This window comes from Effusibacillus lacus (assembly GCF_002335525.1).
Classification (GTDB): Bacteria; Bacillota; Bacilli; order Tumebacillales; family Effusibacillaceae; genus Effusibacillus; species Effusibacillus lacus.
In genome coordinates this window covers 65,012-79,301 of the sequence record NZ_BDUF01000029.1, presented here as the reverse complement: position 1 = coordinate 79,301, position 14,290 = coordinate 65,012, and the positions used below count along the sequence as shown (strand labels likewise).

The 14,290-nt window shown below is 50.4% G+C and carries 13 protein-coding genes and 1 pseudogene; 2 read left to right on the top strand and 12 right to left on the bottom strand.

Annotated features, from left to right (window positions below):
• Positions 1-27: 27 nt before the first annotated feature.
• The 11 genes from EFBL_RS07205 to EFBL_RS07155 form a co-directional block, all read right to left on the bottom strand.
• Complete coding sequence (locus tag EFBL_RS07205; protein ID WP_165912512.1) at positions 28-900, bottom strand: ComEC/Rec2 family competence protein; 873 nt, start codon at positions 898-900, stop codon at positions 28-30.
• A 60-nt stretch (positions 901-960) separates the two neighbouring features.
• The gene (dinG, locus tag EFBL_RS07200) at positions 961-3,804 is read right to left on the bottom strand and encodes an ATP-dependent DNA helicase DinG (RefSeq protein WP_096181465.1); all 2,844 of its coding nucleotides are present in this window, start codon (positions 3,802-3,804) and stop codon (positions 961-963) included.
• A gap of 91 nt (positions 3,805-3,895) precedes the next feature.
• Positions 3,896-5,344, bottom strand: a complete 1,449-nt coding sequence (locus EFBL_RS07195; RefSeq protein WP_096181464.1) for a tetratricopeptide repeat protein — start codon at positions 5,342-5,344, stop codon at positions 3,896-3,898.
• Between the two features lie 76 nt (positions 5,345-5,420).
• Positions 5,421-5,807, bottom strand: coding sequence for an aspartate 1-decarboxylase (gene panD / locus EFBL_RS07190; RefSeq protein ID WP_096181463.1), 387 nt, complete (start codon positions 5,805-5,807; stop codon positions 5,421-5,423).
• Positions 5,792-6,664, bottom strand: coding sequence for a pantoate--beta-alanine ligase (gene panC / locus EFBL_RS07185; RefSeq protein ID WP_096181462.1), 873 nt, complete (start codon positions 6,662-6,664; stop codon positions 5,792-5,794). The genes panD and panC overlap by 16 nt, the downstream gene beginning before the upstream one ends.
• Positions 6,661-7,527, bottom strand: coding sequence for a 3-methyl-2-oxobutanoate hydroxymethyltransferase (gene panB, locus EFBL_RS07180; RefSeq protein WP_096181461.1), 867 nt, complete (start codon positions 7,525-7,527; stop codon positions 6,661-6,663). Before panB ends, panC begins: the two co-directional genes overlap by 4 nt.
• Before the next feature lie 252 nt (positions 7,528-7,779).
• Entirely contained in the window at positions 7,780-8,748 is a 969-nt protein-coding gene (locus tag EFBL_RS07175) for a biotin--[acetyl-CoA-carboxylase] ligase (protein WP_096181460.1), read from the bottom strand.
• Positions 8,745-10,025 carry a CCA tRNA nucleotidyltransferase gene (locus EFBL_RS07170; protein WP_096181459.1) on the bottom strand — a complete coding sequence of 427 codons (1,281 nt, stop codon included), beginning with the start codon at positions 10,023-10,025 and terminating at the stop codon, positions 8,745-8,747. The genes EFBL_RS07175 and EFBL_RS07170 overlap by 4 nt, the downstream gene beginning before the upstream one ends.
• Positions 9,998-10,399, bottom strand: a complete 402-nt coding sequence (gene mgsA / locus EFBL_RS07165; protein WP_096181458.1) for a methylglyoxal synthase — start codon at positions 10,397-10,399, stop codon at positions 9,998-10,000. The genes EFBL_RS07170 and mgsA overlap by 28 nt, the downstream gene beginning before the upstream one ends.
• A gap of 23 nt (positions 10,400-10,422) precedes the next feature.
• Positions 10,423-11,232, bottom strand: a complete 810-nt coding sequence (gene dapB / locus EFBL_RS07160) for a 4-hydroxy-tetrahydrodipicolinate reductase (protein ID WP_096181457.1) — start codon at positions 11,230-11,232, stop codon at positions 10,423-10,425.
• A gap of 15 nt (positions 11,233-11,247) precedes the next feature.
• Positions 11,248-11,595, bottom strand: coding sequence for a nucleotide pyrophosphohydrolase (locus EFBL_RS07155; RefSeq protein ID WP_096181456.1), 348 nt, complete (start codon positions 11,593-11,595; stop codon positions 11,248-11,250).
• Positions 11,596-11,726: 131 nt separating this feature from the next.
• Between EFBL_RS07155 and spoVV the strand changes: the two genes are divergently transcribed.
• Entirely contained in the window at positions 11,727-12,995 is a 1,269-nt protein-coding gene (spoVV, locus tag EFBL_RS07150; RefSeq protein ID WP_096181455.1) for a dipicolinic acid transporter SpoVV, read from the top strand.
• A gap of 50 nt (positions 12,996-13,045) precedes the next feature.
• Here spoVV and EFBL_RS07145 read toward each other — a convergent pair whose 3' ends face one another.
• Positions 13,046-13,831, bottom strand: coding sequence for an undecaprenyl-diphosphate phosphatase (locus tag EFBL_RS07145; RefSeq protein ID WP_096181454.1), 786 nt, complete (start codon positions 13,829-13,831; stop codon positions 13,046-13,048).
• Positions 13,832-13,946: 115 nt separating this feature from the next.
• Here EFBL_RS07145 and EFBL_RS20485 point away from each other — a divergent pair.
• Positions 13,947-14,290: pseudogene (locus EFBL_RS20485) on the top strand (YkvI family membrane protein); the annotation flags it as partial.

Sequence of the window (14,290 nt, the reverse complement as noted above, 5' to 3'; positions counted from 1 at the left end):
TACGTCAACAACAAGAAGTGCAGGTTGTCACGGCCTGAGTACGTCATAGCCTCTATGCCCGATGACCACGGTAACAGATCCAAATTGATCAGTCCGATAAACGTCTGTCCAGCTTTCGTACAGCAGTTCAACAATGCTTTCGTCCGGAGATGTCCCGCCTTTTTGAATGCCGGTCAAGACAGCCACTCTTGGGTTCACCTTTTTAAGGAACTCAGCACTCAAACTGCCAGTCTTTGCATGGTTCGGAACAACCAGAATATCACTCTCAACCGGCAGTTCCGAGAGTTTCTCCGCAACTCTCGAAGTAATGTCTCCTGTAAAGAGGATTCGAGTGCCCCGGTAGTTGACCTGGGCTACCAGGGAAGATTCGCCTTCCAAACCAAGCTGCGGCTCCCGGGGATGAAAAACCTTTACGGACAAGTCTTCACCCAAGGTGTATTCCTGATCCGCTTTCAGACGGATTCTGGGTATCAGTTTGGCTGATTCATAGCTGTCCGGTTCAAATTCGGCATAAGACAGGTCGGGATAGGCAACTTTGCCGATCGGGACCGATTGGCTGAGGATTCCAAAACCGCCCATATGCTCCGGATTGGGACTTGTCAAAATGACAAAATCCAGCCGATGTGCCTTGAGAAAAGCAAGTTCCTTCAAAATCATCAGCGCCGAGGAATCCACACCGGTATCAAACAGCAAATGATGTCCTTCCCTCGTCCGCAGAACGGCCGATACCCCGCTGCCCACATCCAGAAAGCGAAGCACCGCCTTGTCTGAAATATCGAATTTGGTTCCGATGGGTGTCTGGTCAAAATAACGAACAGCAGGCAGCAGCGTCTCCATAGTCGCTCCCGCCAACACGATCAGAACCAAAACCATCCAGAACAGTCCACGCCTGAACGCCATTCGCATGTCGTTCCCCTCGCTATTCTTGGACATGTATATGCGGAGGGAACTATCCGTATGTCATCGCTTAAGCCAGTTGTAAACCACTTTCAGCACTTCTTTTTCAGGGCCTTGATAAATCCATGGTCCCGGCAGAGATCGAATGAAATGTTTTCCATATCTCGCATCTACCAACCTCCGGTCATAAACGACTATCGCACCCACATCTTTCTTTGACCTGATCAATCGCCCGAACCCTTGCTTGAACCGAACAATCGCCTGCGGAACGGAATAATCCATAAAGGAATTCCGTCCTTCCCTTTCCAATGCTTCCGCCCTTGCCTCCGCAACCGGGTGATTGGGAGGCCAGAAAGGCAACCGGACGATAACCACGCAGGACAGGTCGTCTCCCGGAATATCCACCCCTTCCCAAAAGGAATTGGCACCAAACAACACGGCTCTCTCATCCCGCTTGAATTCGTGAACCAGTCGGACCCTTGACGAGGAATCGATACCGTGGGCAAAAATGTTGATGTTGTGTTCCGCCAGTTTCGGTTTGATCTTGGTATACGCATCCCTCAACATCTTGTGGGAAGTGAACAGAACCAGCATTCTTCCGTTGGAGATCCGGGCAAGAGTGGTCAGGGATTCGCACAGGGAGTCGACAAACTCCTGTTCTGATACCCCCTTGACTGGGGTTACATCGGTCGGAATGCAAAGCAACGCCTGTGTCTTGTAATCGAAAGGGGAATCCACTTGTAATGTCTGAAGTCTTCCCTCTTCCTCAGCCATCCGCAAACCCAATCTGTCTATAATGTAGGAAAAACCCTGATTGATTGTAATAGTGGCTGAGGTGAGAACAACCGAGTCTTTCTTCTCGAACAGGCTGTTCTTCAGCAGGGGACCAACATTCACCGGCGCCAGATTTAGACTGACGGCGGGGCGGACACCCTTGTCGTCCGCTTCTATCCACAGAACGTTGGATCGTGTATCCGATTCCCTGAAAAATCTGGCCATTGTCATAAACCGACGGTCAAGCTCCTGAACCTGTCCGCCAATATCTGTAACAAGTCCTGTCACTTGCTCCTCATCGGGGAATTCGGATGCTTCCGTCTCCAATTTGTTCATAAGACTGCGCAGAATGCCTGTCTCAGTCTGCAGGTTGTCAAAAGCGCTCAAGACCGCATTCCAAACAGGAAGTTCCTGATGTTCCTTGGCTATGCGCAGAATGGATCGGCCGCCTTCCCCTTTTTGCGGCGAATGATCAAGGGCAAACCGGTGCAGCAGTCGGAATGTTTCCTCGGAATGTCCCCGGATTTCCAGAACCTTCTCCGTCATTTGATCCAGAATTCCGGCCATGGCAGCAAATCGGGCATGCAAACCGATCACCGTTCGCAATTGTGTCAGCAAGCCTTGCCGGTTGTCTCTGGCCAAGCGGCTCAGAGCGCCATTCACTTGAAAGTAACCGGCATCTTCCCCCAGATGTTTCGTCGCTTCATCTTCTATGTGATGCGCCTCATCAATAATCAGATGATTGTAGGGAGGCAGCACTCGATGATCCGCTTTAATGTCGGAAAATACCAGGGAGTGGTTGGTAATGATCACATCAGACTGGTCAGCTGCAGTCCTGTTCTTAAAGTAATAACAGTTTCGAAACCATGGACATTTCTTGGCTATGCAGGATTCAGAATCGCTGGCAATCCGCATCCAATATTCTGTCTGGTTAGCCGGCAAATTGATCTCTTCCCGGTCGCCGGCTTCTGTCTCAAGCAGCCATGTTAGCATCCGCGCATAAAAGGAACGTTCGGAATTGTCCCCCAACATTCCTTGGGAATTCACTCCATTGGCCACTTTTCGCATGCACACATAATTGTTGCGCCCTTTTACGACTGCCGCCTCAAACAGTACCCCCATAATCTCGTGCAGCAAGGGAAGGTCGCGCAACTTGATCTGTTCCTGAAGGTTAATGGTGTGGGTGGCTACGACGACTTTCTCGCCTGTGGCGGAAGCATGCAATATAGCCGGAACCAGATAGGCAAGGGATTTCCCCGTCCCGGTTCCCGCTTCCACAATCAGATGGCGGCCCTCCGTCAACGCTTCCGCCACTGCCCGAACCATTTGCAGTTGGGAGGGTCTCTCTTCATAGCCTGCAAATTTGGCAGCCAGAGGTCCCTCTTGCGCAAGGATGGCGGCGGCCATTTCCGGATAAAAGGGAATGGGCTCCCGGTCTTCCAAATTTCGTTCCGGAATTTGAACAGGCTTGTGCATCAATTGATGTATTACGGTGCAGCCGTCAGGGATTTCCGTCTGCATCAGTTGTATCGGTTCTTGAGCCAAATCACGGAAGAAATGCCGCAATGACCAATCTGACATACTGGCAAGCTGTTCAATTTGTTGCAGAACCAACAGCGGCATATTCCTTGCTTTATCAATGAGCTGCAGCAAAAGTTCGGCCGTTGCCAGTGCATCCGACAAAGCCCGGTGCGGACGGCCATGTGCTATTCCCCTGTTCAGAGCAAGCGCCTCCAGGGAATAAGATGGTTCCCTCGGCAACAGGATCTGGCTCAGTTCCAGCGTATCCAAATAATTGCCTGAATAAGGCAGATAACCCGATTGTTCCAGTGCCGCATTCATGAACGAGATGTCAAACAAGGCGTTATGGGCCACCCAGTCAGCTCCGTCTGCAAACTGAAGAAACCTGGCAACCGCAATATCCAGGTCAGGTGCTTTTGTCACATCTTCATCGGTAATGCCGGTAAGTTCAACGAAAAAGGCTGGCAGTGGCTTGTCTTGTGCCACAAACGTTTCGAATGTGTCAATGATCTTTCCGTTCTCAATTCGCACCGCACCAATTTCTACAATTGTATCGTATCCGGCATTAAAGCCGGTGGTTTCCAGGTCAAATACCACATAAGGAACTGACATGCAGAGTCACCCCGTTATAGAATCCCTATAGGATTCTCTACTGCCACCGGATTCTCCTGCAAGAAAAAGGCGGAAAAGAGATCGGACAGATTCAAGTTCCGGCAATGGCCGGAACACAATCCCTGCACAATCGCCAGCATGATTCCGCCAGCTCATGCTCCCCAAGTCCTGTATGTGCCAACCCTTTATAGAACCATGCTTCAACACAATTATTATCAAGTTGCAGCGCTTTTGAAAATTGGTCAACCGCAGATTCGTAATTCCCTTGTTCCATGAAAAGCCTTCCTACCTGTAGGTGACCGAGCAAACGGTCATGCGGGTCCTCCGCCCTGGTTACCGTCTCGAGCAACCTTTGTGCATCTTCTTGTTTGTCAAGCATCTGCAATACACGAGCCATGCCGATTCTTGCATGAATCAGGTCAGGTTCGGTCAGCAGCAGATGTTTGAACAGCTGTTCCGCCTTCCCGACTTCTCCCGTCATCAGGAACGCCCACCCCAAATTAAACTGGGCTTGGTTATCGCCTGGACTCAGGCTGAGCTGTTTTTTGAAATATGCAATGGCCAGATTGTAGTTTCCCTCCCGCATGGTTAACCAGCCTATGCCTCCCAGCGGACCGGGTGACAACGGATAAAATTTCCGCGCTTTTTCATAAAGGGTGAGAGCAGGTTTACACTCATTGCGATAGACCAATAGGTCCGCATAAAGCAACATAGTTTCAAGATCGGAGGAATTAAGCCGGTATGCCTTCGCAGCATGTTCGTAAGCCTTGTCCATGCTCCCCAGTCTTTGCCAGATCAATGCAATTATGTATTCCGTTTGCCAATCGTCAGGGTTCGTATCCGCCGACACAAGGAAGGAAGCCAGAGCATCCGTATAGAGTTTCTGGTTATACTGACAGGCCCCAAGATTGAAGTGGACGTCAGGAAAGTCCCGGCTGTATTCTGCCGCTTGTTTAAACTCTTCTGCGGCTCTCAGGAAGTCTTCCCGTTCCGCATAAATATGTCCAAAGGTATTGTGAACAGCTGCCAAAATGTACGGGTCCTCTGCGTCTGCAGCTACCAGGGCCAATTGCCCTTCCGCTTTCTCATACTCTCTTTTTCCCAAGTAACCAAGAGCCAGATACAACCTTGCAACAGAAAACTCACCGTCCATATTGACGACCTTTTCCAATTCATTGATGGCATGTGGAAACATCAGGAGATCCATATAACCGAGACCTTTGCGAAACCAGCGGATGATTTGTTCCTCCGCCGCATTTGGATGCAAAGGGACAACCTTTCCGGGAGAGGGCGATTTTGCAGGAGGCTTGGATGGATTCAAATACGGTTCTGTCAGATCAATCTGCAAACCGAACAGTTCCGATAAATCTGCGACTTTTTCTTCAAAAATCAACCATTTCTCAACAAACCGATCACAAACGGTACGAAGGGCGAGAATCTCCTCGCGCAAAATTTCTTTCTCATCGTCTCCCGCTGTTGCCAGTTGTTTTTCGATACGCTGCAACGCTTGAAACAACTGTTCAAAAGGCTTGTCAAACACTGAAAATCCCCCCGCGTTGCTGAATCTGAATTAGTTTGCGGCAACTTGCCGTTTCTATGCAAAAAAACTGCCGCATTCATGCGAATGCGACAGTTCCGTGCGTTTCTTTAATCAGTTCATGGATGGTATTGTCAGGGTTCATCAGCGCAACAATCGGTTGGTGGCTGCGCGCCTTGGCTTCTTCCATCAGGGCATATGATATTATGATCACTGTGTCCCCGGGCTGAACCAACCGGGCCGCCGCTCCGTTCAGACAGATGACACCCGACCCCCGGGGTCCCGGAATTACATAGGTTTCAAGCCGGGCTCCGTTATTGTTGTTAACGACTTGAACCTTTTCATTCTCCAGTATGTCAACTGCATCCATGATGTCTTGGTCGATGGTAATGGAACCCACATAGTTCAAATTGGCTTCCGTAACGGTTGCCCGGTGGATTTTCGACTTCATCATTGTGCGAAACATGGCTGCCCCTCCTTGACATAGAGTATGGTATTGTCAATTAAACGGGTCCCGCCAAATCGGACGGCAACCGCCAGCAAGGAATCGTCTTCGATGGTGCTTACATCCGTTAGATTCTGTAAATCTACAATTTTGATGTAATCCACTTCTGCCAACGGTTCCGCCTCGATAATGGAGCGAATCTGTTGTTCGATGACAGTTGCGGACCTCTCTCCCGTCTTGAACAGTTCTTCTGCATGCAGCAGCGCTCTCTGGATCGACAACGCCTGCAGCCGTTCTTCGGAAGACAGGTAAACGTTGCGGGAACTCATGGCCAGGCCGTCTGACTCCCTTACAATCGGGCAAGGGACAATTTCGACCGGCATATTGAGATCCTGGACCATCTGCTGGATGACGCGCACTTGCTGGGCGTCTTTTTGGCCAAAAAACGCTTTGTCCGGTTGTACAATATTCAGCAGTTTTGCAACAACCGTTGCAACTCCCCGAAAATGACCGGGTCTGGAAACTCCGCAAAGATTGTTTGTTATTTCCTCCACTTCCACAAATACCAGTTGTTTTTGCGGGTACATCTCATTGACCGAGGGTACAAAGATAGCGTCAACTCCGGCATTTTTCGCCAGGTTGGCGTCTCTGTCCAGATTGCGCGGATATTGTTCATAATCTTCCGCAGGTCCGAACTGCAAAGGGTTGACAAAAATGCTCATCACCACAAAGTCACATTCCGCCTTGGCACGCCTCACCAGGGACATATGTCCCTCATGCAGATAGCCCATAGTTGGCACAAAGCCAATCGTCTTTCCTTGCTGTCGACATTCACCGACAAGGTGCCGCATGTCATCGATCGTATGGATCATCCTCATCTGTTTTCAAGCTCCTTCTTCAAAGCAGCCAGAATTTCTTCCTTCATGCCGAACTCATGCGAAGGTCCCGGAAAAGATCCGTCCCTGACATCCTGTGTGTAGGATCTGACCGCATCCACCATCGACTCGTACATGTTGGCGTATTTCTTGACAAATCTCGGCATGTAATCGTTGGTAATCCCCAGCAGATCATGCATCACCAGCACTTGTCCGTCACATCCCGCCCCAGCTCCGATCCCTATGGTTGGGATGTCGAGCTGTTCTGTGATCAACGTTGCCAACGGCATCGGAACCAGTTCCAGAACAATGGCAAAGCAGCCGGCTTCCTGCAATCTTAAAGCATCTTCATAAATCCGTTTGGCACCGTCCAAATCCCTTCCCTGCAGCTTAAAGCCTCCCAATTTGTTTACGGCTTGCGGAGTCAGGCCCAAATGTCCCATAACCGGAATGTTGGCTCTGATTAAAGCGCGAATCTCCTCAAGCATCTCACGGCCGCCTTCCAGTTTTACCGCATCGGCTCCCGCCTCCTGAATCATTCGGCCCGCGTTGCGCACCGTATCGGCAATCGACACGTTTGCCGAAAGAAAGGGCATGTCCGTCACCACCAGGGTGTGCTTGGCTCCCCGTTTGACTGCCTTGGTATGATGGATCATGTCTTCAACCGTTACCGGAAGAGTGGTTTCATGGCCCAACACCACCATTCCCAGTGAATCACCAACCAGAATCAGATCTACGCCTGCCGCTTCCGCCACCTTGGCTGTCGGGAAGTCATAGGCGGTGACCATTGAAATTCTTTGCTTGTTGGCTTTCATGTCTGCAAGTTTAACGGTGGTAACTTTCTCTTTCCGAACACTCTCTGTCATCCCAGTTCCCCCTTTTGTCGGAACCGCAGAGGTGCAGAGGATATAAAAAAACCTTTTCGGCCGATGGCACGAAAAGGTTTACGATCGTTTCCGTAAGTCCTCTGTCTCGGTCCGCTGTCGGCTCAGAGCAGAATAAAGATTGGTATGCGATTGTAAAGTGAGATACGCATGAGGAGTACAGTTCCGAAGGATACCGCCTCCAATTGCAGTATAACTGGAAAACGGTTTGTTGTATAGTGTCAAACGAATTTTTTATGACACTTGAATGTCCGCTGAATATACTTTTTGCCGTCCCGAGTCAGTTTCCAAGACCAATGCGCCCATTTCATCGATGTCAACCGCCAATCCGGTCAACAGCCCACGAGGCGTATGAGCGGAGACGTATCGTCCCAGAGTGATGCTTTGCTGTTTCCATTGTTCCCGAATGGGGGCAAAAGAACCGTATTCGGCATATTGGTCGTATAACAGCTCAAATCGTTCCAGGATCCTTTGTACCACCTTCGCCCGGTGAAAGGGGCGTCCTGCAACAATCCGCAAAGAAGTGGCGATGTCCCTTAACTCATCAGGAAATTCAATTTCAGTCTGATTGACGTTGATCCCAATTCCTACTATCACACGAGTGATTTCTTCCGATTCCATGTTCATTTCCGTCAGAATCCCGCAACACTTGCGATCTTCAAACAGGATATCGTTGGGCCACTTGATACCCGCCCTGTGACCAGCAAGATCGGACAAAACCTGACCGACAGCCACGGCTGCCACCAACGTCAACTGTGGAGCCTGAGCCAAAGGCAAGTGAGGACGTAGGATCAAACTCATCCAGATTCCGGTTCCAGGCGGAGAGAACCATGCTTTGCCGCGTCGGCCTTTGCCTCCCGTCTGGCAGTCCGCAATCACCAGGGTACCGTCAGGCTCCCCCGTCTCCGCCAATTTTGCCGCCAGTACATTGGTCGAATCCAATTCTTTTACTGCCACGATATGTTGCCCCAGTCGCCTTGTGGAAAGACCTTCCCGAATCTCGGCGGCTGTCACGATGTCCGGTGCGGAAACAAGACGGTACCCCTTGTTGCGCACCGCATCGATTTCATACCCTTCTTCCTGCAGATCCTTGATATGTTTCCAGATGGCAGTCCGGGACACATTAAATCTCCGGCACAGTTCTTCGCCCGACAGGTATTCGTTTTGGTTTGCCCGAAGCATTTTTAATATTTGTTCTTTCATGGTCCATTACCTTCTTGTGAATGATCAGTCTGTTGAGTCTCATAAAAACTTGCGGCGGCTGCCAAAAGAACGGATCTGCTGTTGCATGAAGGGTTTTCCAGCACAAGATCGATCAGGTATTGCCTGATCTTCCCGATCTTCGGGCCAGGGGTTATTTTAAGAGATGATGCTATGTCACGGCCGGTTACTGCCAGATCCCGAGCCGACCAGATGGGCTGCTTGCTGACCTGCTCATTGAACAGGCACATCAGCGGTTTAAGTAATTCCGGTCTTGACAGGCAATAGATCAGCATGCCACTGTGTGCGGCATCTTTCCCACAAAGATACAAATAATGCCTCCATAATTTGCTGCTCCAGGCAAAAGGATCGGTATTGGGAATTGCTTTAAGAATTGCCGTTACATTACGGATAAACGCAGTTGGTTGTCGCAGTTCCCTGAGACACTCTGTTGCTGTTGTAACGTTTATTCCCAAGCCCCAAAACAGTGCCGCCTGACGAATCTGTTGCTGTGGCGGCAACCGATTGGCCATCTCCGCCGCCTGCATCCATTTAGGCGATGCACAATCATGCAGGCGCGGAAACAGTTTCTGCAGAAGATCTGTTTCTGTCAGATGTTTCAAAGCTATTGGAAGATCCATGACCAGAATCTTGTTCCACTCATCCCGGATCCGTTCCCTGGATATATGGACGATCAAGTGGGACTGTCGCCGGATGGCCAGTCGTGTCCCCTCTTCAATAGTTGCGTTCAGCATGGTCGCAAAACGAACTGCCCTGAGCATCCGGAGTGCATCTTCCCGAAACCTTTCATCTGCTTTCCCCACCGCACGAACCAGGCGGGATTGCAAGTCTGCTCTTCCGTGAAAAGGATCCTGCAGCTTTCCCCGACTGTCCATGGCCATAGCGTTAAAAGTAAAATCACGTCTTGACAGATCCATCCGCAAATCGTCCACAAATTCGACGCGCGTCGGACGGCGGCCATCCAGATAGCCCTCTTCCTTGCGAAAAGTTGTAACTTCAATCCGTTCACCACCGATGAGTACGCTGACGGTGCCATGGGGTATTCCGGTAGGAACCGTGTGCGGAAACAAATCCTGCACCTGCTCAGGAAGAGCGTTCGTCGTTACATCATAATCTTCCGGCGACAGTCCCAACAACATATCCCGCACACATCCCCCAACCAGATAGGCCTGAAAGCCCGCCTGTTCCAGTCGGGTCAAAACCTCCCACGCAGCATCCAGCCGGGCAATGGTCAAGGGGTATTCAGCGTCTCTCTCCATGCAAAATCGCCCCGTTCCAATGCCTTTATCAGAATCTCCGCCGTTGCCATGTTGGTGGCAACCGGAATACTGTGAACGTCGCAAAGCCGGAGCAATGCAATAATGTCCGGTTCGTGGGGCTGGGCCATCAACGGGTCACGGAAAAATATCACGAGGTCCATCCGGTTATCCGCAATTAACGCACCAATTTGCTGGTCACCGCCCAACGGGCCGGATTGAAACCGGTGTACCTCCAGACCCGTTGCTTCCGAAATTCGGAGACCTGTAGTACCAGTGGCAAACAAGTTGGCTTTTTCAAAAATATGGCGATACGCGACTGTGAAATGAACTAATGAATCCTTTTTCCGGTCATGGGCAATCAAAGCTATATTCATAGGATTCCTCCCGGTTCCAGCCATCAGTCAATCAGATTTTCCAGTCCGTAAACAAGACCGGTGAATTCCATAACTTTCTTGGCTGCCATGGCAACCCCCGGCATAAACGATTCCCTGCTTATGGAATCATGACGAATTGTCAGAGTTTGTCCAATCCCGCCCAAAATTACTTCCTGATGTGCAACATACCCCGGCAATCTTACGGAATGTATCTTCATTCCTTCGAAATCAGCTCCGCGGGCACCCGCCAGCTTTTCTTCTTCATCAGGATGACCTTGCACCATGCGCTGCCTTTCCTTAACGATCATTTCCGCCGTTTTGATGGCCGTTCCGGACGGAGCATCCAGCTTCTGGTCATGGTGCATTTCAATAATCTCCACATGGGGCAGGTACCGGGCTGCCTGTGCGGCAAACTTCATCATCAGAATCGCGCCGATAGCAAAGTTGGGCGCCACCAATCCGCCAATTCCCTTGTCTTGCAAAATGCGATCCCAAGCCTGCAAATCCTCCTGCGGAATCCCGGTGGTTCCAACTACAGGACGAACCCCATATTCAAGGGAAGTGTATATGTTGTCTCGCACTACGTTGGGTGTTGTAAAATCGATGATCACGTCTGCCTCGGATTTCAACAATGTTTCACCCAGCTTGTCCGAGAAGTAAACTCCCGTTTCCCCAAGTCCCAAAACTACGCCAACATCCTCTTTTTCCACGGAACGGTCAACTGCCCCGACCAGCTGAAGCCCAGGGTCCTTCACAACCGTCCTCACCACTTCTCTTCCCATGCGCCCGTTGGCGCCAACTACCACAACACGAACTTTTCCCTTTTCAGTCATATGCACACACTCCTGCTACAGATCAAATTCAGTATCCGATTCCTTGCGTGTCCAACGGTTCGCATCACGGGTGTTAAACTTGTGCATCACCATTCGATGGGCTGCTTCCAGTTCGATCCCCAGGGAGTTGGCCAGACAAGTCAGACAGTACATGACGTCTCCGATTTCTTCGGCCAGGCTTCCATCTTCTTCCGTTTCTTTTTTCTTTTTCTCCCCAAACCGGTGATTGACCTCCCGTGCCAACTCTCCCAGTTCTTCCGTAAGCCGTACAATCAGGCTCATCGGCGGAAAATACCCCTCTTTGAACTGTGATATGTAATCATCCACTTCCTGCTGCATGGCGGACAAAGTCAGTTTCTCCATTTGTGTGGAATACCTCCTCCGGCTTTATAAACATTCCACCATAAGTAGGAAGAATAAACAAGCCCAATCCGAATATGAATTTACGGATAGGCAGTCCCGTCCCGAAGTTTCAAACAAAGGAGTTGTCATTTATGCCAGGATCACCCCAACGGACCACGACAGTACTGTTTGCCATCATCGTGGTATTCTTGACTCTCTCGCTCGTCCTTTACCCCAAGGAAGGATTTGAAGCGGGAATTGCAGGGTTAAAATTGTTCTGGGATGTTGTATTCCCCTCGCTGCTCCCGTTTTTTATTCTATCCGAAATCATGCTGGGCGTGGGGGTGGTACACGCGTTGGGGATCTTGCTGGAACCGTTAATGCGCCCCTTGTTCAGTGTACCAGGGGTCGGAGCATTTGCTCTGTCCATGGGACTTGCGGCGGGTTATCCTATGGACGCGGTGATTACCGCCAAGTTCAGGAAAAGCAAGATGTGCAGCCGTGTCGAAGGAGAGAGGCTGTTGGCTTTCACAAACACGGCAGACCCTTACTTCCTTTTGGGTGCTGTGGCTGTCGGCATGTTCCGAAATGCGGGTATTGGGATGCTTCTGCTGATCGCCCATTATATTGGAGCGTTCCTGGTAGGAATTCTATTTAAGCTCTATGGCAGGGGAACACAGGAAAAAGCGGAGGCTGCCCCTCCGGTCATACGCGGAAACCTGTTCACTCGCGCCTACCAAGAATTGCTGCGGGCCAGGCAAGAGGACGGTCGGCCCATCTCGCAGCTGTTGGGCGATGCAGTCAACGATTCGATCAAAACCCTCTTAATGATTTGCGGTTTTATCATCTTCTTTGCCGTCATTATTAAGGTATTGACACTGTCAGGCATCATCCCGTTGTTGGCCCTGCCGGTTATGGCATTGTTCAAGTTGATCGGGATCGACGTTTCCCTCGTTCAGCCTTTTCTGGCCGGGATTTTCGAAATCGATATAGGCGCCGCACAAGCGGCTGCAACAGACGCCGTTCTGATCCAACAGTTAATCGTTGTTTCCTTCATTGTGGCCTGGAGCGGCTTGTCCGTCCATGCACAGATCGCTTCAGTGCTGACAGGAACTGACATCCGGTTTTCCCCCTATCTGGTTGCCAGAGTGTTGCATGGTATTTTTGCGGCTATAGCGACCGTTGTCTTGTATAATTGGGGAGTCGGACAGACCATAGCCACCGTTTCGGCTCCGGTAGCCCCCTCCACGTTGGCTGTGGCAGCGGCAGAACCGACTACTGCGGCAAGATGGCTGGCATCCTTGTATGCGCTGAAGAACTGGTTCCTCTTGATTGGGGGCATCACTCTGTTCTCGGTTGCCCTCTACTTGTCTAGACGCATGAAGATTGTGGTATTCAAAACCAGGATGAACAACAAATAGAGAAAAGCCGGGCTTAGCTGCCCGGCCAGAAGGAACAGAACCATCACACATCAAAACTTGCCCAGGAACTGCAGAATCAGGATGATGCCGCCGACAACCCATACGTAAACGGCAAATCCTTTCAGCGAACCGCGCTGCAGGATATTGAGCATCCACTTCACCGCCACATAACCTGCGACCGCCGAAGCCAAAGTTCCTGCCGCCAAGGCGGAAATGGATATGGATTCCGCCACTTTCCCCTCCGCCATTTCGACTGTCTGCAATACAACAGCTCCAAGAATGGCAGGCATTGACAGCAGGAAGGAGAATCTGGCCGCCGCCGCTTTGTCAATTCCTCTAAACAAGGATCCGGCAATGGTCAGGCCTGATCTTGAAATGGCCGGAAGGATGGCTGCCCCCTGTAAAGTTCCGATTAACAACGCATCTTTGTAGGAGATATCACCTATCTGCTTGTGCCCATTCTTCATGTTGTCGGCCCACCAGATGATGACCCCCGTCAACAAAAACTCCCAACCTGCGGTAACTCCCGTTTCCGAAATTTCCTTAAAGAAATCCTCAAAAGTGAGACCTATGATTGCCGTAGGAATGGTTCCAACCACAATCAGCAAAGTCAGTTTGTTGAACGGGTTTCGAATCATAAATACAATATCCCGCCAAAAAATCGCAACGACAGCCAACAAAGTCCCCAGGTGCAGCATCGTGTCCAGAAACAGACCGGCTTCAGCCAGACCCAAAAACTTTCTGCCTATCAAAAGATGCCCCGTGCTGCTGATGGGCAAGAATTCGGTCAATCCTTGTATGATTCCCAGTACGATCGCTTTTGCAAATTCTTCCATCCGGCCCCTCCGCTATGTACGAATTGAATACTTCCTTATTATACATGGACTTGGCGGCAAAAGACATGCTTTTTCTTTGGCAATCATATGCTGGAATCAACGGGAGGTTGAACCTGTGGACAAAAAACAGATTCTGCAATCGTTCCAAATCGGTTTTACTTATATCGGTACTGTAGTGGGCGCCGGTTTTGCTTCAGGTCAGGAAATCCTGAAATTTTTCACCATCCACGGCGACCGGGCTTACATCGCAATCCTGCTCAGCACTTTCCTGTTTGCCTGGGTGGGAACGAAAATGCTGTTATTGGGTGCTCGTCTGCAAGCCAGTTCCTATCGACAACTGACCTCCTATCTATTTGGAGACAAATTGGCTGCGCTCATAGATTTGTTTATGATGGTGATGCTGTTTGGTGTGACAGTTGCAATGCTGGCAGGAGTTGGCGCCCTGTTTCACGAAAATCT

Excerpts from the sequence above, each read along its gene's own strand:
- EFBL_RS07205 (WP_165912512.1), bottom strand. The coding sequence starts at position 900 with ATGGCGTTCAGGCGTGGACTGTTCTGGATGGTTTTGGTTCTGATCGTG.
- dinG (WP_096181465.1), bottom strand. The coding sequence starts at position 3,804 with ATGTCAGTTCCTTATGTGGTATTTGACCTGGAAACCACCGGCTTTAAT.
- panD (WP_096181463.1), bottom strand. The coding sequence starts at position 5,807 with ATGTTTCGCACAATGATGAAGTCGAAAATCCACCGGGCAACCGTTACG.
- panC (WP_096181462.1), bottom strand. The coding sequence starts at position 6,664 with ATGAGGATGATCCATACGATCGATGACATGCGGCACCTTGTCGGTGAA.
- panB (WP_096181461.1), bottom strand. The coding sequence starts at position 7,527 with ATGACAGAGAGTGTTCGGAAAGAGAAAGTTACCACCGTTAAACTTGCA.
- EFBL_RS07175 (WP_096181460.1), bottom strand. The coding sequence starts at position 8,748 with ATGAAAGAACAAATATTAAAAATGCTTCGGGCAAACCAAAACGAATAC.
- EFBL_RS07170 (WP_096181459.1), bottom strand. The coding sequence starts at position 10,025 with ATGGAGAGAGACGCTGAATACCCCTTGACCATTGCCCGGCTGGATGCT.
- mgsA (WP_096181458.1), bottom strand. The coding sequence starts at position 10,399 with ATGAATATAGCTTTGATTGCCCATGACCGGAAAAAGGATTCATTAGTT.
- dapB (WP_096181457.1), bottom strand. The coding sequence starts at position 11,232 with ATGACTGAAAAGGGAAAAGTTCGTGTTGTGGTAGTTGGCGCCAACGGG.
- EFBL_RS07155 (WP_096181456.1), bottom strand. The coding sequence starts at position 11,595 with ATGGAGAAACTGACTTTGTCCGCCATGCAGCAGGAAGTGGATGATTAC.
- spoVV (WP_096181455.1), top strand. The coding sequence starts at position 11,727 with ATGCCAGGATCACCCCAACGGACCACGACAGTACTGTTTGCCATCATC.
- EFBL_RS07145 (WP_096181454.1), bottom strand. The coding sequence starts at position 13,831 with ATGGAAGAATTTGCAAAAGCGATCGTACTGGGAATCATACAAGGATTG.